Annotated in this window: 17 protein-coding genes; 7 read left to right on the forward strand and 10 right to left on the reverse strand. The window is 65.0% G+C overall.

The window, feature by feature from the left end; all coding sequences use genetic code 11:
* Positions 1–13: 13 nt before the first annotated feature.
* From ACGLHT_RS02280 to ACGLHT_RS02290, 3 genes are read right to left on the reverse strand one after another with little or no spacing between them, the layout of a single operon-like run.
* A complete protein-coding gene (locus ACGLHT_RS02280; RefSeq protein ID WP_274119830.1) occupies positions 14–1,612 on the reverse strand; it encodes a GMC family oxidoreductase in 1,599 nt (532 codons plus the stop codon).
* A gap of 20 nt (positions 1,613–1,632) precedes the next feature.
* A complete protein-coding gene (locus ACGLHT_RS02285) occupies positions 1,633–2,118 on the reverse strand; it encodes a twin-arginine translocation pathway signal protein (protein WP_274078233.1) in 486 nt (161 codons plus the stop codon).
* 10 nt (positions 2,119–2,128) lie between these two features.
* Positions 2,129–3,559, reverse strand: coding sequence for a coniferyl aldehyde dehydrogenase (locus ACGLHT_RS02290; RefSeq protein ID WP_137162598.1), 1,431 nt, complete (start codon positions 3,557–3,559; stop codon positions 2,129–2,131).
* Between the two features lie 151 nt (positions 3,560–3,710).
* On the opposite strand from ACGLHT_RS02290, the gene ACGLHT_RS02295 reads away from it, so the two are divergent.
* Both ACGLHT_RS02295 and ACGLHT_RS02300 read left to right on the forward strand, forming a co-directional pair.
* Positions 3,711–4,376 (forward strand): TetR/AcrR family transcriptional regulator, encoded by a 666-nt coding sequence (locus ACGLHT_RS02295; protein WP_025340981.1) that lies wholly within the window; start codon positions 3,711–3,713, stop codon positions 4,374–4,376.
* A 47-nt stretch (positions 4,377–4,423) separates the two neighbouring features.
* Positions 4,424–5,278 carry a sulfurtransferase gene (locus ACGLHT_RS02300; RefSeq protein ID WP_025340980.1) on the forward strand — a complete coding sequence of 285 codons (855 nt, stop codon included), beginning with the start codon at positions 4,424–4,426 and terminating at the stop codon, positions 5,276–5,278.
* A 140-nt stretch (positions 5,279–5,418) separates the two neighbouring features.
* Here ACGLHT_RS02300 and ACGLHT_RS02305 read toward each other — a convergent pair whose 3' ends face one another.
* The 6 genes from ACGLHT_RS02305 to ACGLHT_RS02330 all read right to left on the reverse strand — a co-directional run bounded on the left by ACGLHT_RS02305 (position 5,419) and on the right by ACGLHT_RS02330 (position 12,674).
* A complete protein-coding gene (locus tag ACGLHT_RS02305) occupies positions 5,419–6,411 on the reverse strand; it encodes a hydrolase (protein WP_274119831.1) in 993 nt (330 codons plus the stop codon).
* Positions 6,412–6,471: 60 nt separating this feature from the next.
* Positions 6,472–7,845, reverse strand: coding sequence for a pitrilysin family protein (locus ACGLHT_RS02310; RefSeq protein WP_137162596.1), 1,374 nt, complete (start codon positions 7,843–7,845; stop codon positions 6,472–6,474).
* Complete coding sequence (locus tag ACGLHT_RS02315; RefSeq protein WP_274078232.1) at positions 7,838–9,139, reverse strand: pitrilysin family protein; 1,302 nt, start codon at positions 9,137–9,139, stop codon at positions 7,838–7,840. The genes ACGLHT_RS02310 and ACGLHT_RS02315 overlap by 8 nt, the downstream gene beginning before the upstream one ends.
* Positions 9,140–9,233: 94 nt before the next feature.
* Positions 9,234–9,836, reverse strand: coding sequence for a 16S rRNA (guanine(966)-N(2))-methyltransferase RsmD (gene rsmD, locus ACGLHT_RS02320; protein WP_274078231.1), 603 nt, complete (start codon positions 9,834–9,836; stop codon positions 9,234–9,236).
* On the reverse strand, positions 9,836–11,326 hold the full coding sequence (locus tag ACGLHT_RS02325; RefSeq protein ID WP_274078230.1) for a pitrilysin family protein: 1,491 nt from the start codon (positions 11,324–11,326) through the stop codon (positions 9,836–9,838). The genes rsmD and ACGLHT_RS02325 overlap by 1 nt, the downstream gene beginning before the upstream one ends.
* The gene (locus ACGLHT_RS02330; RefSeq protein WP_274078229.1) at positions 11,319–12,674 is read right to left on the reverse strand and encodes a pitrilysin family protein; all 1,356 of its coding nucleotides are present in this window, start codon (positions 12,672–12,674) and stop codon (positions 11,319–11,321) included. The genes ACGLHT_RS02325 and ACGLHT_RS02330 overlap by 8 nt, the downstream gene beginning before the upstream one ends.
* Before the next feature lie 230 nt (positions 12,675–12,904).
* Here ACGLHT_RS02330 and ftsY point away from each other — a divergent pair, with 230 nt between their 5' ends.
* The 4 genes from ftsY (at position 12,905) to rpoH (ending at position 17,075) form a co-directional block, all read left to right on the forward strand.
* Positions 12,905–14,416, forward strand: a complete 1,512-nt coding sequence (gene ftsY / locus ACGLHT_RS02335) for a signal recognition particle-docking protein FtsY (RefSeq protein ID WP_274078228.1) — start codon at positions 12,905–12,907, stop codon at positions 14,414–14,416.
* Between the two features lie 2 nt (positions 14,417–14,418).
* On the forward strand, positions 14,419–15,090 hold the full coding sequence (gene ftsE / locus ACGLHT_RS02340) for a cell division ATP-binding protein FtsE (protein WP_013974630.1): 672 nt from the start codon (positions 14,419–14,421) through the stop codon (positions 15,088–15,090).
* Complete coding sequence (gene ftsX, locus ACGLHT_RS02345) at positions 15,087–16,109, forward strand: permease-like cell division protein FtsX (RefSeq protein WP_013974629.1); 1,023 nt, start codon at positions 15,087–15,089, stop codon at positions 16,107–16,109. Before ftsE ends, ftsX begins: the two co-directional genes overlap by 4 nt.
* Positions 16,110–16,220: 111 nt before the next feature.
* Positions 16,221–17,075, forward strand: a complete 855-nt coding sequence (gene rpoH / locus ACGLHT_RS02350; protein WP_003249083.1) for an RNA polymerase sigma factor RpoH — start codon at positions 16,221–16,223, stop codon at positions 17,073–17,075.
* Between the two features lie 182 nt (positions 17,076–17,257).
* Here rpoH and mtgA read toward each other — a convergent pair whose 3' ends face one another.
* Complete coding sequence (mtgA, locus tag ACGLHT_RS02355; RefSeq protein WP_137162590.1) at positions 17,258–17,968, reverse strand: monofunctional biosynthetic peptidoglycan transglycosylase; 711 nt, start codon at positions 17,966–17,968, stop codon at positions 17,258–17,260.
* Between the two features lie 64 nt (positions 17,969–18,032).
* On the opposite strand from mtgA, the gene ACGLHT_RS02360 reads away from it, so the two are divergent.
* Positions 18,033–18,404 carry a DUF423 domain-containing protein gene (locus ACGLHT_RS02360; protein WP_015272153.1) on the forward strand — a complete coding sequence of 124 codons (372 nt, stop codon included), beginning with the start codon at positions 18,033–18,035 and terminating at the stop codon, positions 18,402–18,404.
* The last annotated feature ends 22 nt before the right edge of the window (positions 18,405–18,426 follow it).

Here is an 18,426-nt window from a genome sequence, read left to right on the forward strand (position 1 = left end):
GGCCTGTTCCTTGTCATGCGCTGTGTGCCAGGCGGGCGACCAGCGCTTCGGTGAGCCTGGCGCTGATGGCATACACCGACAGTTGCGGGTTGGCGCCGATACTGGTGGGGAACAGCGAGCCGTCGTGAACCGACAGGTTTTCCAGCTGGTGATGGCGGCCAAGGCTGTCGCATACCGCCTGGCGCGGGTCGTCGCCGAGGGCGCAGCCACCCATCACGTGAGCGCTGCCCAGGCGCGTGCGGAACGGCTCCAGGCGCAACTGGTCGATCATGGCCAAGGCCTGCTCCAGGCTGGACGCGGCGCTGGCATCGCTGTGCACGGGGGTGACCTGGGTGGCGCCGGCGGCGAACTGGATCTGCGCCATGCTGCGGTAGGCGCGGCGCAGGCCGTCGCGCAGGTAGTCGGTGACCGGGTAATCGAGCACCGGTGAGCCATCGCCGCGCAGCTCCACGGCCCCGCCCTGGCTTTGTGGGTGGAAGCCGTCACGCAGCAGCGCCAGCATCACGTGGGTATGTGGCAGCTCGGCCATGCGCCGGGCATTCTCGTGGCCGTGCCCGCCCAGCAGCGTGCTGGCCAGGGCGGGGTGCAGCGGTGGTACTTCCAGCTTGTAGCCAACCGGGCCGTCGCTGCCGCCTTGCCATTGGAAATGGTCGCTGTAGATGGACTGCGGGGCGCCGTAGTAGGGGTCGATACGGTCGTTGAAGCGTGCTGCGCTGAAGTTGACCAGGTGCAGGAAGGTGCGTTTGCCCAGGCGGCCATGCGGGTCGGGCGCGTCGGAACGCAGCAGCAGGGCCGGGCTGTTGATGCCGCCACCGGCAAGGATGTAGTGACGCGCGCGAACGCGGATCTGACGGCCCGTGGTGTGCACGCCCTGGCTATCCAGCGCTTGGCATGACAGGCCCTGAATGCGCTCGCCGTTGTGTTCGAAGCGTTCGGCCCGAGCCAGGTACAGCAGCTCGCCGCCCTGTTCGAGGGTGGCGGGAATACGCGTGACCAGCATCGACTGCTTGGCATTCACCGGGCAACCCATGCCGCAGTAGCCCAGGTTCCAGCAGCCGCGCACGTTGCGCGGGATCACCGCCCAGCGGTAGCCCAGCTGTTCGCAGCCACGGCGCAGCACGTCGTTGTTGGCGTTCGGTGGCAGGGCCCAGGGGGTGATGCCCAGTTCCTGCTCGATGCGCTCGAACCAGGGGCGCATCTGCTCCTCGCCCAGGCCGGTCACGTTGTGGGCTGCGGCCCAGTGCGCCAGGGTCTGTGGCGGCGTGCGAAAGCTCGAGGTCCAGTTGACCAGCGTGGTGCCGCCCACGGCGCGGCCCTGGAGGATGGTGATGGCGCCATCCTTGCTCATGCGGCCCAGGCCTTCCTGGTACAGGCTGGCATAGGCTTCGTTTTCCAGCAGGTGGAAATCGCTGCTGGTCTTCAGCGGGCCTTCTTCGATCAGCAGCACCTTGAAGCTGGCAGTGCTGAGCATTTGCGCGCTGGTAGCGCCACCGGCACCGCTGCCGATCACGGCAACGTCGGCTTCCAGCGTGAGGTCGTGCTCCAGGCGCGAGGCGTCGTGGGTGATCCAGCCGCTTTCCAGGCCTTGGCGAAACGGGTCGGGTACAGGCATTGGCGCTGCTCTTGTTGTTTTCAGATTTTCGGTGGCCCGGGGTAGCCGCAGGCAGCCCAGGATTCGGGGCGTTCGTACCAGGCCATCTGCAGCAACTGCAGCAGCGAGGCGTGGCCCATGCGCAGCAGGTTCAGCGAGCTGTCCTGCCAACGTTGCAGGAAGGCCGTGACCTGCGCAGTGCCGGCTTGCTCCCAGGCGCCCCAGACCCCGGTCAGGGGGCCGCGGGTGAGTGGCAGGTTGAGCACGTCGAACAATTGCCGGGTGAGTTTGAGCATTTCCGGCGATAGCGCCGCCAGCTTGTGGTCGAGGCTATGCAGCACCAGTGTCTCGGCGGCCTGGGTGCCGGCCAGTACCACCGGGATCAGCGCGCGCAGCAGCGGCAAGTCGTCGTCGCGCAGTACCTGGTAACCCGTTGCGGCTGTCTGTGCGCTGCAGCCGACCAGGCTGGTACCGGCCAGAAAGACGCTGGCGCCAAGGCTGAAGCGCAGCAGTTCGCGGCGGTGCATGGGCCGGCCCTCAGCGGATGAAAAGCTTGAAGACCAGGCGCTGCAAGGCTTTGCCATAAGGCGGGTAGATCAGCCGGGCAGCGTTGAAGCGTTGCTTGGCCAGCACCGCCTTGGCCTTGCTGAAGGTCAGGAAGCCGTCGTGGCCATGGTAATGGCCCATGCCTGAAGGGCCTATGCCGCCGAACGGCAAGTCATCCTGGGCCACGTGCAGCAGGGTGTCGTTCAGGCACACTCCGCCGGAGTGGGTGTGGCGCAGCACCTGCTCCTGGGCTGCGCGGTCATAGCCGAAGTAGTAAAGCGCCAGCGGGCGCGGGCGCTGGTTGATGTAGGCCAGTGCCTGCTCGAGGCTGTCGTAGGGCACCAGCGGCAGCAATGGGCCGAAGATTTCGTCCTGCATCACCTGCATGCCGTCGTTCACCCCCAGCAGCAGGTGGGGTGGCAGGCGCCGGCCCTGGCGGGTTTCACCGGGGTACAGGTCGAGTACCTGCGCACCTTTGGCGTGGGCATCGTCCAGTAGATGTTGCAAGCGCTGCAGCTGGCGCTGGTTGATGATGGCGGTGAAGTCGGGGTTGCCGGCGATGCGCGGATACAGCCGGCGCACGGCACGCTGGTAGGCGTCGCTGAAGGCCTCCAGGCGCTCGCGTGGCACCAGCACGTAGTCGGGGGCGACGCAGGTCTGGCCGGCATTGAGGGTCTTGCCGAAGGCGATGCGCTCGGCGGCGCTGTCCAGCGGTACGTCGGCAGAGACTATGGCCGGCGACTTGCCACCCAGTTCCAGGGTGACGGGGGTCAGGTTGTGCGCTGCAGCCAGCATTACCTGGCGCCCCACGCTGGTGGCGCCGGTGAACAGCAGGTGATCGAACGGCAGGCGGGCAAAGGCCTGGCCTACCTCGACCTCGCCTAGCACCACGCTGACCAGGTCGGTGGGGAACACCTGCTCCAGCAGTTGCTTGAGCGCCTGGCCAGTGGCAGGGGTGGCTTCGCTGAGCTTGAGCATGACCCGGTTGCCGGCGGCCAGGGCGCAGGTCAGCGGGCCGATGGCAAGGAACAGCGGGTAGTTCCACGGCACGATGATGCCGACCACGCCCAGGGGTTGGTAGCGCACCTGAGCGCTGGCCGGCTGGAAGGCCAGGCCTACCTTGCGCCGGCTGGCGCGCATCCAGCGCTGCAGGTGCTTTTCGGCGTGGCGCAGGCCTTGCACCGAGGGTAGCAGCTCGGCCAGCAGGGTCTCGTCGGCGCTGCGCCCCTCAAAGTCCTGGCCGATTGCCTCAATCAGGTCGGCCTGGCCGGCCAGCAAGGCTTCCCGCAGGCTTTTCAGCCATTGGCGCCGCTGCGCCGCCGCTGGCAATGGGTTGCCGGCAAAGGCCTGGCGCTGGGTGGCGAACGTCGCCGCAAGGTCGAGGTCGGATTGCACAGGGGGCAAGGCACTGGGCGAGTTCATGGCGGCGTCGAGTCCGGGCAGGGAATCCCTAGAGCCTATACTCTAATTTGTACGATGGTGCGAATTTTTCCGCGTTGTCGAGCGGTGCATTCCACCGCCAATACGCCGTAAGATGACCCTTTGATGAAGGCCCGCAGACTGGGAGCTGAGCATGGCCCCGCGCATGAAGACCCGAGAGCGCATCGTGCAGAACAGCCTCGAGCTGTTCAACCAGCAGGGCGAACGCAGCGTCAGTACCAATCACATTGCCGCGCACATGGAAATTTCGCCCGGCAACCTGTATTACCACTTCCCCAACAAGCAGGCGATCATCGCTTTGCTGTTCAGCCAGTACGAAGAACTGGTGGACAGCTTCCTGCGCCCGCCGCAAGGCCGCGCGGCGACCGTGGAGGACAAGCGCTTCTACCTCAAGGCCCTGCTGGCGGCGATGTGGAACTACCGTTTTCTGCACCGCGACCTGGAGCACCTGCTGGACAGCGACCCGGAGCTGGCCGCCCGTTATCGGCGCTTTTCCGAGCGCTGCCTGCGCCAGGGCCAGGCGATCTACCGCGGCTTTGTCGAGGCGGGCATCCTGGCCATGGCACCAGCGCAGATCGAATCGCTGACCATCAACGCCTGGATCGTGTTGACGTCCTGGGTACGTTTTCTCAGCACCACGCGGGAGCATTCCGCGCACCTGGGTGAAGAAGCCTTCAAGCGCGGCGTCTACCAGGTACTGGTGCTGGAGCTCGGCTTCGTCACCGACAACGCCCGCAATGCCGTGGACGCCCTGTGCCAGGAATTCCATGTACCGTTCAACCAGGCCCTGGAGCACTAACCCAGGGCCTAAGTGCTATCGATAGTGCCATCGATCAGGAGATTGTCATGCCCCTTGCGCAATTGATCACCCCGCAGCAGTTGGCCGAGCGTCTGGGCTCGCCCAAGTTGGTGATCCTCGACTGCCGCTTTGCCCTCGAGGATGTGGACTATGGCCAACGCAGCTATGCCCAGGGGCATATTGCCGGGGCGCATTTTGCCGACCTGGAGCGTGACCTCAGCGGGCCGGTGAGCAAGGGGCGTACCGGGCGCCACCCGTTGCCGGATGCGCGCCGGCTGGTCGAGCGCCTGCGAGAGTGGGGCCTGGACGATGACAGCGAGGTGGTGCTGTACGACGACGGCCCTGGCGCTTTTGCTGCCCGTGCCTGGTGGCTGCTGGCCTGGCTGGGCAAGCGCAGCGGCGTGGCGATCCTCGACGGTGGCCTGAAGGCCTGGCATGCGGCGCACCTGCCGCTCAGCCTGGACCCGCCGCTCAAGCGGGAAGGCACCTTCAACGGTGAGCCGGACGGCAAGCTGCTGATCGATGCCGAGCACCTGGCCAAGCGCTTGGGTAACGCAGACCTGACCTTGATCGATGCGCGTGCCTTGCCGCGTTTCCGTGGCGAAGTGGAACCGATCGACCCGGTGGCGGGGCATATTCCGGGGGCGCAGTGCGCGGCGTTTACCGACAACCTGGGGGCTGATGGGCGTTTTCTGCAGCCGGACCAGCTAAAACAGCGCTTTGCCGAAAAGCTGGCCGGGCGGGCGCCGGAGCAGTTGGTGGCGTATTGCGGGTCAGGGGTGACGGCGTGTCATAACCTGTTTGCCCTGGCGTTGGCCGGGTACCCGCTGGGCAAGCTGTATGCCGGGTCGTGGAGTGAGTGGATCAACGATCCGCAGCATGGCGTAGCCACTGGCGAGTAAGCCGGTCAAATCCTGTAGGAGATCGCCCAGGCCCTGTGGGAGCGGGCGAGCCCGCGAAGCATGCAACGCGGTGGCTGGCACCGGCTGCGCCGGTGTTCGCGGGCGCGCCCGCTCCCACAGGGTTCCTGCAAAACAATCGCTTATGTGCCCTCCACCAGCCACTGTGGAATCCGCCGCTCCAGGTAATAGCCCGGGTTGCGCAGGCTGCCATCGACAAAGCCCACATGGCCGCCGCGGCTGTGCAGTTCGAAGCGGGTTTGCGGCGCCAGTTCGCGGGCCGTTGGCAGGCTGTGGCCGGAGACGAAAGGGTCATCGCTGGAGTGGATGATCAGCGTCGGCGTGCGGTTCTGGCCGAGGAAGAAATGACTCGATGAGCGGCGGTAGTAGTCGTGCGCATCGCGAAAACCGTTCAGCGGTGCGGTGACCTTGCCGTCGAAATCCCAGAACGTGCGCAGGTTGCCCAACGGCCCCAGCCGTTGCAGCGTCGCCAGCCCTTCATGCTGGCCCTTGTCGTGGAAGTGCCGCTGCTTGAGCTGCACATAAGCCAGCATCTCGCGCATGAAATGCGCCTGGTACACCTTTGAAAAGCCCTGGCCGATGCGGTCGGCGCAGTGGTCCAGGCGAAACGGCACCGACACCGCTACCGCAGCCTGCAACTGGCTGGCGACACCGCTTTCGCCCAGGTATTTCAGCAGCACATTGCCCCCCAGCGAATAACCCACCGCATACAACGGCGCCAACGGGCGCTGGGCGCGCAGGTGGCTGACGATTTCGGCCAGGTCTTCGCTGGCGCCGGAATGGTAGCTGCGTGGCAGCAGGTTGGGCTCGCCCGAGCAACCGCGCCAGTTCACCGCCACGCTGGCCCAGCCGAGGCCTTGCAGCGCTTGCTGCAAGCCTTTGACGTAGGGCGAGTGGGAGGAGCCGGTCAAACCGTGCAGCACCAGTACCAACGGCGCGTGGGGCTGGTGCGGGCCGTGCCAGTCCAGGTCGATGAAGTCGCCATCGGCCAGCCATAGCCGCTCGCGGTTGCGCTGCAGCTCAGGCAGCTTGCGCCACAGTGGCCCCCACAGAGTTTGCAGGTGGGGGTTGGACAGGCCGATGGCCGGGCGGAATGTGGCGCTGGGGCTGGGCATGCTAGGCGACTCGTGATGTGCCTGCCTAGAGTGCCATGAAACAACGCCACTGTACCTGCGCTATTGGTCGGTGGCTGGCAGCGGTTGCTGGTCGACACGTGGGCCGACACTGACCAGTACCTCGCAGTTCAAGTCGAGACGGTCTTGCATCGCCGCGCAGATATCTGCCGGGCTCAGCCTACCGATGCGCTCGATGTAGCTGTTCAGGTGGTCTGCAGGCTGATGTTGGTGGGTTATCTCCGTCAGCAATGCTGCCAGGCTGTTGTTTTGCGCCACACCACGCAGTAATTGCCCGGCCAGCTGTTTGCACGCCAGCTGCAGTTCGGCCTTGGTTGGCCCTTGCTCGATGAAATCGCACAGCAAGGTTGCTACCAGTTCCTGCGAGCATTGCACGTACCGTGGCGCGATGTCCCACTCTATGGTGAACAGCCCGCCGGCACTCAACGGCGAAGCGCGGCTGTAGATGCCGTAGGTCAACCCGCGACGTTGGCGCAGTTCCACCATCAGGCGCGATTCAAGGCCTGAAGCCAACACTTCACTGGCTAGCACAATGGCTGGGAAATCCGGGTCATTGGCGGGAACGTTCATGGGCAATGCCAGCAGCACTGCGCTGCTGTTGCCGGGCTGTTCGACGTTGATGGTTGCATGGGTAGCTTCCGGAACGGCTGGCAGGTCAGCGGCGGACCAGCCTTGCGGCAGGGCTTGGCTGATCTGTTGCGCGATGGCTTGCGCCTCGCTCAGGGTCAGGTCCCCGACAAGCACCATTTCCAGGTTGCTGGCGCTGTAGGCGCGTTGGTGGAATGCCCGCAAGTCTTCAGGGCTGACGGCGTTCACGCCTTGAATGGTGCTGCCCAGCGGGTTGCCATAGGGATGGCCCTGGAACAGATGGCGAAACGCCTCGCTACGCGCCCTGAGCCTGGGGCGCCGTTCGCGGGATGCGTTGTGCTGCACGAGCTGGCGCTTGATCTTTTCCAGGGCAGGCGCGGGGAAAGCCGGGTTTGCCACAAGGTCGGTAAACAGGTCCAGGGCTGGTGTGAGTATCGTTTTCGTGCTCACGCTGCGCAGGCTCAGCGTTGCATGCTCCAGGCGTATCTGCTTTTCCATGATCGCGCCCAGGCGCTCCATGCCCTCAGCTTGCCTGGCGCTGGTATAGCGCCGGCTGCCCTCGTCGAGCATGTACAGCGTCAAGGCTGCCAGGCCGGGTTGCAAGGTGTCCTGGGCCGTGCCTGCCTTGAACCGCAAGACCACATCGACGATAGGCAGCCCGCGGGCTTCGACGAACTTCACGCCTGTACCTGCTTCCGTGGTCCACGCCTGCACCTGCGTCTGAGGGGTTTCGAGCTGGTCCAGATCAACGCCTTGGACCGAGACCAGACCACTGTGACTTCCGTTGGCTACAGCCGGTTGCGGGATGCTCGCGATCTTGTCATTCATCGGTACTTTCCTTGTGGTGCATGAAGGTGAAGGCCGCACGGGCTTCAGTCAGGAATTCCAGCGCAATCAGGCCTACCTGCTCGGCTGTCACGGCTTCGATGGCTTGTCGCTCATCGTCCAGGGCAACGGGGTCCAGACCGCAGGCGGCCTGTTTGCCGATGGCCTCTGCCTGTTTGCCGATGTCGTCTCTTGCGAATAGTTGCCTGGCCAGCAGGCGAGCCTTGGCGCGTTGAAGATCTTCCTTGGAGGGGGCCGACTGGCGGAACGCTTCGATTTCCTGCATCAGCCTTTCGGCTGCTGCCTCCGGCGTAACCTGCGGGCTGCAGAACGCGTACAAGGTCAGCAGGCTGTCACCGCGCTGCCATGGCTCATAGGTCGCTCTCAGGCCCTGTAGCAGCGGAGTGTCTTGTATCAACAGGCGCTGCAGCGTGCTGGCGTGGCCTTCAGCAAGAATGTCCGGCAGCAGGCGCAGTGCGCAGGCTTGTGAGCCAGAGCGGGCGGTGCATTGGCTGGGAAGGTTGAAGCTGATGAGCACGCCGGTGTTCAGGCCATGCCAGCGCAGGGTCTGGCTGCGCCGAACCTGCCCAGAAGGCATTGTGGGTTTTTGCCGTGTTGGCAGGCGGTTGGCGGGGATCGCTGCAAAGTGCCGTGTAACCAGCTTTTGCAGCTGGGCCAGGGCAATGTCACCAGCCACGGCGAGCGTGGCATTGTTGGGGTGGTACCAGGTCTGGTACCAGGTGCGCGCCGCCGTCGGGGTCATATGGTCGAGGTCGGTCTTGTGGCCGGTCACGGGGTTGCCATAGCCGCTGTTGCCATAGACCAGCAACTGGTGATGTTCCACTGCCAGTGCCAAGGGGCTGTTGTCGATATCCTCGCGGCGCTCGGCCATGACTACTGCCAGTTCACGGGCAAAAGGCATGTCGCTGAGGGTGGCGCTGGCCATGACGTCGGCCAGCGCCTCCAAGGCAATTTCCAGGCGGTTGCGTGGCAAAGTCAGCGGAAAGACCGTGGCATCGGGGTAGGTAAAGGCATTTGGGTCACCGCCCAGGCGGCTCATGAGGGCTGAATACTGGCCTGGAGCCAGTTTGCTGCTGCCCTCGAACAGCAGATGCTCCAGGGCGTGGGACAGGCCGGTGTGGCCCTCAGGCTCGTAGCTGGAGCCTACGTGGTACCACAGCTGCACGCTGACCAGCGGCGCGCGGTTGTCTTCACGCAGGTAGACGCGCAGGCCGTTGGCGAGGGTGAAGGTGTACACCGAGCCTGCCAGCGCGGGTGGGGCGGGGTGGTCGGTCATGGTTGAAGTGCTCCTGCAAAATTGGAGGAGCAGCTTCAGCCATGAAGGCGATGAGTTTGTGGTAACTAAATACGGCAAACTCAGGCTTAGCGGATCAACCCCGTTGCCAAAGTGCGTAGTGCACCTGGCCGGTCTTCTTCTCGCGGTGCAGGCGCCAGTTGCCTGGTAACTGCAAGGTCGATGGTGCCGCCTCGCTTTCGGTATAGACCCATGCCTGTTCCCGCAGCCACTGGTTCTTCTCCAACAGGTTGCAGGTGTCGGCCAGCAGGTCCTGGTGGAACGGCGGGTCGAGGAACACCACGTCGAACTGCTGCTTGGCCGGGCCTTGCAGATAGCGCAGGGCGTCGGTCTGCAGGATCTGCCCGCGCGGGCAGCGCAGGATCTCGAGGTTGTTCTTCAGGTTGGCGATGGCAGCCGGATTGCTGTCCAGCGCGACGGCGTCCTCGGCCCCGCGGGACAGGGCTTCGAGCACCAGGGCGCCGCTGCCGGTGAAGGCGTCCAGCACGCGGGCACCCTCGATATAGGGCGCCAGCCAGTTGAACAGGGTTTCGCGCACACGGTCGGGCGTTGGCCGCAGGCCTTCGCCTTCCGGCACCGCCAGACGGCGGCTGCGCCATTCGCCGGCGATGATGCGCAGGTGGCCCTGGCCCTTGCTTTGGCCCGGTTGCGGGCGGGCGGGAGGGGTGGATCTTGGCATTAGTGCTCCGGTACCCCGAGCGGCTGCTCGGAGGGCTTGTCAGTGGGTGCTGGCAGCGGTTTTTGCGGCACTTTCGGGCCAGCGGTGACGATCACCAGTTTATCGGCTGACAGGTGTTTGTTCATGGCCGTTCTTACCTGCTCGACGGTGAGGGCCTGGGACTGCTGCATGAAGTCCTCCAGCCAGGTCAGCGGCAGGTTGTAGAAGCCAATGGCACCCAGTTGGCCGACGATGCTGGCGTTGCTGGCATTGGACAGCGGGAAGCTGCCGGCCAGTTCGCGCTTGGCATCGTCCAGCTCCTGCTGGGTGGGGCCGGCTTTGAGGTAGTCGGCGAGAATATCCTGCACCAGCTTGAGCGTGCCCTCGCTGAGTTCGGCACGGGTCTGCAGGTTGATCATGAACGGGCCGCGAACCTGCATCGGGCTGAACACCGAGTACACGCCGTAGGTCAGGCCGCGCTTTTCACGTACCTCGCTCATCAGCCGGGTGCCGAACGCACCGCCGCCGAGGATCTGGTTGCCCAGTGACAGGGCCGGCCAGTCCGGGTCCTGGCGGTCGATGCCGAGTTCGGCCAGCATCAGGTGGGTCTGCTTGGACGGGAAGTCGATGTGGGTCAGGCCTGCCTTGGCTTCGCCGGGTTGGGCCGGTGCGGCCAGCGCGGGGCCTTTGGGCAGACCGGCTGACACCTGGGCGGCGATGGCTTCGGCCTCGGCGCGGCTGAGGTCGCCGACCAGGGCGATGACCGCGTTGCCGCTGGTGTAGGCCTTGGCGTGGAAGGCGCGCAGCTGTGCCAGGGTGATGCCGCTGATGCTTTCGGCAGTGCCGTCGCTCGGGTGGGCGTAGGGGTGGTCGCCGTAGAGCTTGGCGAACAGGGCCTTGCCAGCGACCTTGCCGGGGTTCTGCTTTTCATACTCGAAGCCGGCCAGCATCTGGTTCTTGATGCGCTTGAGGGCGTCTTCGGGGAAGGTCGGCTTGCCAGCCACCTCGGCGAACAGCTTGAGCGCCGGTTCGCGCTTGTCCTTGGCGCTGAGGCTGCGCAGCGAGGCCACGGCCATATCGCGGTAGGAGCCGTTGCCAAAGTCGGCGCCCAGGCCCTCGAAGCCTTCGGCGATGGCAGTCACATCCTTGCCGGCTACGCCCTCGTTGAGCATGGCGTTGGTCAGGGCAGCCAGGCCTGGCGTGCCGCCATCCTGGCTGCTGCCGGCGGCGAAGGTGATGCGCAGGTCGAACATCGGCAGTTCGCGGGCCTCGACGAACAGTACCCGGGCACCTTCGGCGGTGTTCCAGTGCTGGATGTTCAACTGGCGCCGGCTGGGCGCCTTGCCATCCAGCTCGGCCAGCGACTGCAAGGTGTTGGCCGGGCGTGCCGCGTTGCTGTCGGCCTTGGCGGCGTTGTCGGCCATGGCCGGGGCGGCCAGCACCGCCGCCAGCGCCAGGGCGCGGATGCCCGTGGCCAGCAGGGTTGGGCGTGGTGCGCGGCGATCACTCATGAGCGGACTCCTCGGGCAATACATGGGCAACGCTCAGGCGTTCGCGGGTGAAGTAGGTGCGCGCGGCGCTCTGGATGTCCTGCGGGGTAACGCGCTTGAGCTCGTCCAGCTCGCTGTCGATCAGCTTCCAGGACAGGCCGACGGTTTCCAGCTGGCCGATGGTGGTGGCCTGGCTGCTGATGGAGTCGCGGTCGTAGACCAGGCCGGCAATGACCTGGGCGCGTACGCGCTCCAGCTCTTCGGCGCTGGGTGGGGTGGTCTTGAGCTCATCCAGCAGCTGCCAGACGCCTTTCTCGACATCGGCGAGGGTTTTCTGCTTCTGCACGTTCGGCGTGGCCGAGATCAGGAACAGGCTGTCGCCGCGGGTGAAGGCGTTGTAGCTGGAAGAAGCACCGGCCACCAACTCCTGGCCACGTTCCAGGCGTGCCGGCATGCGGGCGCTGTAGCCGCCGTCGAGCAGCGCCGAGATCAGGCGCAGGGCATGCACCGTACGCGGGTCCTTGGCGGTGGACAGGCCAGGTACGTTGAAACCGTAGATCAGGCTCGGCAACTGGGTGCGCACGTGCAGGGTCAGCTGGCGCTGGCCTGGTTCGGCCAGTTCGAGCGGCAACTTGGCCGGCGGCACGGCACGCTTGGGGATGCTGCCGAAGTACTTCTGCGCCAGGCCCTTGACCTCATCGGCGGTGACATCGCCGACTACCACCAGAGTGGCGTTGTTGGGGGCGTACCAGGATTCGTACCAGTGGCGCAGTTCCTCGACCTTCATGCGCTCCAGGTCGGCCATCCAGCCGATGGTCGGGGTGTGGTAGCCGCTGGCCGGGTAGGCCATGGCGCGGAACAGCTCGAACGCCTTGGAGTTGGGCTGGTCGTCGGTGCGCAGGCGGCGTTCTTCCTTGATCACCTCGATTTCACGGCTGAATTCGTCAGCGGGCAGGCGCAGGCTGGCCAGGCGGTCGGCCTCGAGTTCCAGGGCCACCGGCAGGCGGTCGCGTGCCAGCACCTGGTAATAGGCGGTGTAGTCGTCGCTGGTGAAGGCGTTTTCTTCGGCGCCAATGTCACGCAGTATGCGCGAAGCCTCGCCGGGGCCGACCTTGGCGCTGCCTTTGAACATCATGTGTTCCAGCGCGTGGGACAGGCCAGTCTGGCCCGGGGTTTCATAGCTGGAGCCAACCTTGTACCAGATCTGCGAGACCACCACCGGGGCGCGGTGGTCCTCGCGCACGACCACTTTCAGGCCGTTGTCGAGGATGAATTCGTGGGTGGGTTGCACATCGGCGGCGAAGGCCGCGAGCGGCAGGCAGAGCGTGCCGAGCAACAGGCCAGCGGCGCGGCGGGCTAGAGCATTCATACGGTGTTTAACCTGTTCGGCGGCCCGCTGGTTTAGCGTCGGCGGGCCAGGAGGTGCTAGGATACTGATCCGGTTGCCTGGCGACCATGCCTGTCGCCGTTCTGGCCCGCAGGACACTAAGACAAAACGTTGCGCATGAACCAGCCGGCTTCAAGATAGTCTGTTCTGCGTAGAGAGAATTCCCGATGCGCCATAGCTGGCCCATCGCTACCCTGAGATAGCCGTCTTCCATGTTTGGTTCCAACGACGACAAAAAAGCGCCGGCCGAGGCTGGTGAGAAGAAAGGCCTGTTCAGCTGGTTTCGCAAGAAACCGCAGCAACCTGTGGCAACGGGCGTGCCCGCGAATGAACCCCCAGCCGTCGAGCAGCCTGCAGCCGCTCCGGTCGAAGGGGCTACCGCCGAAGCGCCACAGGCCCCTGAACCCGTTCAGGCCCCTGCGGCCCCACAGCTGACAGAACCGCAGCAGGTCGCCGCACCCGTTCAATCCCCGGTGGTCGAGGCCCCTGTCCCCGAACCGGTTGCTTCCCAGCCGTTGCAGGCCCCTGAACCCGAGCCGGTCGCGTCCCAGCCACTGGTGGCACCTGCACCGCAGCCGGTCGCTTCCATGCCCTTGCAGGCGGCCCCGGTCGAGCCGGCCCCGGTCGTCGAGCCGGTCGCGCCGGTCAGCAACCTGGTGCTGCCGGTTGCCGAAGAGCCCGTGGCCCTGGTGCCGGATCTGGAGCCGAAAGCGCCGCCCGCCATCCCGGAACGCCCTGCACCAGAGCCTGCTGCCCCTGTGGCTGCAGCCCCGGTCGCCGCGCAGGCCGAGCAGGCCAAGCCCGGCTTCTTCGCCCGCCTCAAGCAGGGCCTGTCGAAGACCAGCGCCAGCATCGGCGAGGGCATGGCCAGCCTGTTCCTGGGCAAGAAGGTCATCGATGACGACCTGCTCGACGAAATCGAAACCCGACTGCTGACCGCCGACGTTGGCGTGGAAGCCACTTCCACCATCGTCCAGAACCTGACCCAGAAGGTTGCCCGCAAGCAGCTGGCTGACGCCGATGCCCTGTACAAGTCGCTGCAGGAAGAACTGGCTGCGCTGCTGCGCCCGGTCGAGCAGCCGCTGGTGGTGCAGGCGCAGAACAAGCCCTATGTGATTCTGGTGGTCGGTGTGAACGGCGCCGGCAAGACCACCACCATCGGCAAACTGGCCAAGAAGCTGCAGCTCGAAGGCAAGAAAGTGATGCTGGCTGCTGGCGACACCTTCCGTGCCGCTGCAGTCGAGCAGCTTCAGGTGTGGGGCGAGCGTAACCAGATCCCGGTGATCGCCCAGCACACCGGCGCCGACTCTGCTTCGGTGATCTTCGATGCCGTACAGGCCGCCAAGGCCCGTGGCGTCGACGTGCTGATCGCCGACACCGCTGGCCGCCTGCACACCAAAGACAACCTGATGGAAGAACTGAAGAAGGTTCGCCGGGTCATCGGCAAGCTCGACGCCGAGGCGCCGCACGAGGTGCTGCTGGTACTCGATGCGGGCACCGGCCAGAACGCCATCAGCCAGGCCAAGTACTTCAACCAGAGCGTCGAACTGACCGGCCTGGCCCTGACCAAGCTGGACGGCACTGCCAAGGGCGGGGTGATCTTCGCCCTGGCCAAGCAGTTCAAGCTGCCGATCCGCTTCATCGGTGTCGGAGAAGGCATCGACGACCTGCGTACCTTCGAAGCCGAGCCGTTCGTCAAGGCTCTGTTCGCCGAGCGAGACTGAACATGATCCGATTCGAACAGGTTGCCAAGCGCTATCCCAATGGTCATGTGGGTTTGCATGAGCTGAGTTTCCGGGCGCGCCGGGGCGAATTCCTGTTCGTCACCGGCCACTCGGGCGCGGGCAAGAGCACCTTGCTGCGCCTGCTGCTGGCCATGGAGCGCCCGACCAGCGGCAAGCTGATGCTGGCCGGGCAGGACCTGGGCCAGATCAGCAATTCGCAGATCCCGTTCCTGCGCCGGCAGATCGGCGTGGTGTTCCAGAACCACCAGCTGTTGTTCGACCGCACGGTGTTCAACAACATCGCCTTGCCGCTGCAGATTCTCGGCCTGTCCAAGGCCGAGGTCGCCAAGCGCGTGGACTCGGCACTGGAGCGAGTGTCGCTGGCCGACAAGGGCGAGCTGTTCCCGGCCGACCTGTCCACCGGGCAGCAGCAACGGGTAGGCATCGCCCGCGCCATCGTTCACCAGCCAGCCCTGCTGCTGGCCGACGAACCCACCGGTAACCTCGACCCGCGCCTGGCCGCGGAGATCATGGGGGTGTTCGAGGACATCAACCGCCTGGGTACCACGGTATTGATCGCCAGCCACGACCTGGCACTGATTGCGCGCATGCGCCACCGCATGCTGACCTTGCAGCGCGGCCGCTTGATCGGCGATGGGGAGGCCGGGCAATGAGCACTACACGTACGCCGAAGGTTTCCGAGCGGGTTGCGCCGAAACCGGCCGACCCGCAACCGGCGAAGAAAAAGCACGACGACGATGACGGCCCGGATTTCCGCACGCTGCTGCATGCCTGGCTGGAAAGCCACCGTGCCAGCATGGCCGACAGCCTGCGTCGGCTGGGCAAGCAGCCGATCGGCAGCTTCTTCACCTGCCTGGTGATGGCGGTGGCGCTGAGCATGCCCATGGGCCTGTCGCTGCTGCTGAAGAACGTCGAGAAGCTTGGCGGCTCGTGGCAGCGCGCCGCGCAGATTTCGCTGTATCTCAAGCTCGATGCAGGCAGCCGCGAAGGCGAGGCGCTGCGCGACGAGATCAAGGGCATGCCTGGCGTGGCCGACGCGCAGTATGTCAGCCGCGAGCAGGCGCTGGAGGAGTTCCAGCAACAGTCCGGCCTGGGCGAAGCCCTGCGTGAGCTGCCTGACAACCCGCTGCCTGGCGTGGTGGTGGTGACCCCTACCGAAGTCGACAAGCCGGCCCTGGAAGCCCTGCGCCAGCGCCTGTCGGAGCTGCCGCGGGTGGAAGTGGCGCAACTCGACCTGGTTTGGGTCGAGCGCCTGGCGGCCATCCTCAAGCTGGGTGACCGCTTTGTCTTTGGCCTGGCCGTGATGCTGATTTCCGCCCTGCTGTTAGTAATCGGTAACACAATTCGTCTACACATTGAAAACCGCCGTACCGAGATCGAAGTGATCAAGCTGGTCGGTGGCACGGATGCCTACGTACGCCGGCCTTTCCTGTACATGGGCGCGCTGTATGGCCTGGGTGCTGGGGTGATCGCATGGGGCATCCTGGCGTTTGGCCTGAACTGGCTGAACGAGGCGGTGGTAGGGCTTTCCGGGCTGTACGGCAGCGACTTCGCCCTGGGCGGGGTGCCGGCGTCCGATGGTCTGTCGCTCTTGATCGGAGCGGTGCTGTTGGGGTATATCGGTGCATGGATCGCAGTGGCCCGCCATTTGAACGAGCTGGCGCCGCGATAGTTTTTACGTGCCAGCATTGACAAATTCTTCACTATGGAACTTGTACCGTCGTTCCAGGTCAATGTTGGCAGCGCCCACAAGGCGCGAGTTCTGTAAGTCGGAGGTTCTTGAATGACCACATCGTTGCAACCTGCCTATGCCCTGGTACCCGGTGCAAACCTGGAAGCCTACGTGCACACGGTCAACAGCATCCCGCTGCTGACTGTCGAGCAGGAGCGTGATCTGGGCGAGCGTCTCTATTATGAGCAGGATGTCGAGGCCGCTCGTCAAATGGTGATGGCCCACCTGCGTTTCGTCGTACATATCGCCCGTAGCTATGCCGGCTACGGGCTGGCCCAGGCCGACCTGATCCAGGAAGGCAACGTCGGCCTGATGAAAGCCGTCAAGCGCTTCAACCCGGAAATGGGCGTGCGCCTGGTGTCGTTCGCCGTGCACTGGATCAAGGCAGAGATCCACGAGTTCATCCTGCGCAACTGGCGCATCGTCAAGGTGGCCACCACCAAGGCCCAGCGCAAACTGTTCTTCAACCTGCGCAGCCAGAAGAAGCGTCTGGCCTGGCTGAACAACGACGAAGTGCACCGCGTGGCGGAAAGCCTGGGCGTAGAGCCGCGTGAAGTGCGCGAGATGGAAAGCCGCCTCAGCGGCCAGGACATGGCGTTCGACCCGGCAGCGGAAGCTGACGACGACAGTGCCTTCCAGTCGCCTGCGCATTACCTGGAAGACCACCGTTACGACCCGGCGGTGCAGCTGGAGGATGCCGACTGGAGCGACAACTCCACCAGCAACCTGCACGAAGCACTGCAAGGGCTGGACGAGCGTAGCCGCGACATTCTCTACCAGCGCTGGTTGGCGGAAGAGAAGGCCACGTTGCATGAGCTGGCGGACAAGTACAGCGTTTCGGCTGAGCGGATTCGCCAGCTGGAGAAGAATGCGATGAACAAGGTCAAGGCGCTGATCGCGGCCTGATCGAGCCCTGGCTGCAAGGAAAAGCCGCTGGCCCGCATAGGGTGAGCGGCTTTTTTTTGGCCGGGGATTTTGGGGCCGCTTTGCGGCCCTTTCGCGACACAAGGCCGCTCCTACAAGAGACTGCGATCCCCTGTAGGAGCGGCCTTGTGTCGCGATGGGCTGCGCAGCAGCCCCAAAAAGGCTCAAAGTTTGCGCGAAGTGTCGAGCTGCATCAGGTAGCTGGGCCCACCCAACTGGCTCATCTGCCGGCGAATCCAGCCGGCCCGGCTGGCCACGTAGGTGCTCGGCCGGCTGGCACTCCACTTGATCGGGCTCGGCAGCACCGCCGCCAGCTGCGCCGCCTGCTGGCGGCTAAGCCTGCTCGCATCGACGCCAAAGTGGTAGCGCGCTGCCGCCTGGGCGCCAAACACACCTTTTCCCCATTCGGCACTGTTCAGGTAGACCTCGAGAATCCGCTCCTTCGACCAGAACAGCTCGATCAACGCGGTGAACCAGGCCTCCAGCCCTTTGCGGAACCAGCTGCGCCCGGACCACAGGAACAGGTTCTTGGCCACCTGCTGGGTCAGGGTGCTGGCACCGCGAATGCTGCCGCCGCGCTCGTTGTAGGCCAGCGCCGCCTGGATAGCCGGGATGTCGAAGCCCCAGTGGTTGGCGAACTTCTGGTCCTCGCCAGCAATGACCGCGACCTTGAGGTCGTCGGAGATGTTCTCCCACGGCTCCCAGTCGCGCTGCAGGTCGATCGGCTCGCCATTCACCCAGGACTGCACCTTGCGCTCGACCATCAGCGCCGTACCGGGTGGTGGCACCCAGCGGAACACCAGCACCAGCACGATGCTGCCGGCAGCGAACCAGAGCAGGGCGCGGGAGAGGCGGCGGAGAAGGGTTGGCAGCATGACGATGGCTTGGCCGTACGGGTGGAAGGGGCCATTATACAGACCCGATCCAAGGAGTCGTCCCATGCTTCGCAGCTTCCTGATGCTTGCCGCCTTTTTCGGCTTCACCGGTGTGGCCTTGGGCGCTTTCGCCGCCCACGGCCTGAAAAGCCGGCTGACGGCCGACTATCTGGCGATCTTCCAGACTGGTGTGACCTACCAGTTGGTGCATGCCCTGGCGATCTTCGCTGTCGCCGTGCTCTCGGTGCACCTGCCAGGGCGCCTGGTCGGCTGGGCTGGCGGCCTGTTTGCCGTGGGGATAGTACTGTTCTCCGGTAGCCTGTACCTGCTGACCCTCAGCGGCCTGGGCAAGCTCGGCATCATCACCCCGATTGGTGGCCTGTGCTTCCTCGCCGGCTGGCTGTGCCTGGGCCTGGCAGCCTGGCGGCTCGGTTGACCGAGTGGTCCACAATCGCGAC

It is taken from the genome of Pseudomonas sp. PsB (genome assembly GCF_043658375.1).
In the GTDB taxonomy this organism is placed as follows: Bacteria; Pseudomonadota; Gammaproteobacteria; order Pseudomonadales; family Pseudomonadaceae; genus Aquipseudomonas; species Aquipseudomonas putida_Z.

What these genes read in the sequence shown, in the direction of transcription:
- mtgA (WP_137162590.1), bottom strand. Translation starts at nt 17,968, where the DNA reads ATGCTGCCAACCCTTCTCCGCCGCCTCTCCCGCGCCCTGCTCTGGTTC.
- ACGLHT_RS02310 (WP_137162596.1), bottom strand. Translation starts at nt 7,845, where the DNA reads ATGAATGACAAGATCGCGAGCATCCCGCAACCGGCTGTAGCCAACGGA.
- ACGLHT_RS02325 (WP_274078230.1), bottom strand. Translation starts at nt 11,326, where the DNA reads ATGAGTGATCGCCGCGCACCACGCCCAACCCTGCTGGCCACGGGCATC.
- ACGLHT_RS02360 (WP_015272153.1), top strand. Translation starts at nt 18,033, where the DNA reads ATGCTTCGCAGCTTCCTGATGCTTGCCGCCTTTTTCGGCTTCACCGGT.
- ftsE (WP_013974630.1), top strand. Translation starts at nt 14,419, where the DNA reads ATGATCCGATTCGAACAGGTTGCCAAGCGCTATCCCAATGGTCATGTG.
- ACGLHT_RS02285 (WP_274078233.1), bottom strand. Translation starts at nt 2,118, where the DNA reads ATGCACCGCCGCGAACTGCTGCGCTTCAGCCTTGGCGCCAGCGTCTTT.
- rsmD (WP_274078231.1), bottom strand. Translation starts at nt 9,836, where the DNA reads ATGCCAAGATCCACCCCTCCCGCCCGCCCGCAACCGGGCCAAAGCAAG.
- ACGLHT_RS02330 (WP_274078229.1), bottom strand. Translation starts at nt 12,674, where the DNA reads ATGAATGCTCTAGCCCGCCGCGCCGCTGGCCTGTTGCTCGGCACGCTC.
- ACGLHT_RS02280 (WP_274119830.1), bottom strand. Translation starts at nt 1,612, where the DNA reads ATGCCTGTACCCGACCCGTTTCGCCAAGGCCTGGAAAGCGGCTGGATC.
- ACGLHT_RS02315 (WP_274078232.1), bottom strand. Translation starts at nt 9,139, where the DNA reads ATGACCGACCACCCCGCCCCACCCGCGCTGGCAGGCTCGGTGTACACC.
- ACGLHT_RS02290 (WP_137162598.1), bottom strand. Translation starts at nt 3,559, where the DNA reads ATGAACTCGCCCAGTGCCTTGCCCCCTGTGCAATCCGACCTCGACCTT.
- ftsX (WP_013974629.1), top strand. Translation starts at nt 15,087, where the DNA reads ATGAGCACTACACGTACGCCGAAGGTTTCCGAGCGGGTTGCGCCGAAA.
- ftsY (WP_274078228.1), top strand. Translation starts at nt 12,905, where the DNA reads ATGTTTGGTTCCAACGACGACAAAAAAGCGCCGGCCGAGGCTGGTGAG.
- rpoH (WP_003249083.1), top strand. Translation starts at nt 16,221, where the DNA reads ATGACCACATCGTTGCAACCTGCCTATGCCCTGGTACCCGGTGCAAAC.
- ACGLHT_RS02295 (WP_025340981.1), top strand. Translation starts at nt 3,711, where the DNA reads ATGGCCCCGCGCATGAAGACCCGAGAGCGCATCGTGCAGAACAGCCTC.
- ACGLHT_RS02300 (WP_025340980.1), top strand. Translation starts at nt 4,424, where the DNA reads ATGCCCCTTGCGCAATTGATCACCCCGCAGCAGTTGGCCGAGCGTCTG.
- ACGLHT_RS02305 (WP_274119831.1), bottom strand. Translation starts at nt 6,411, where the DNA reads ATGCCCAGCCCCAGCGCCACATTCCGCCCGGCCATCGGCCTGTCCAAC.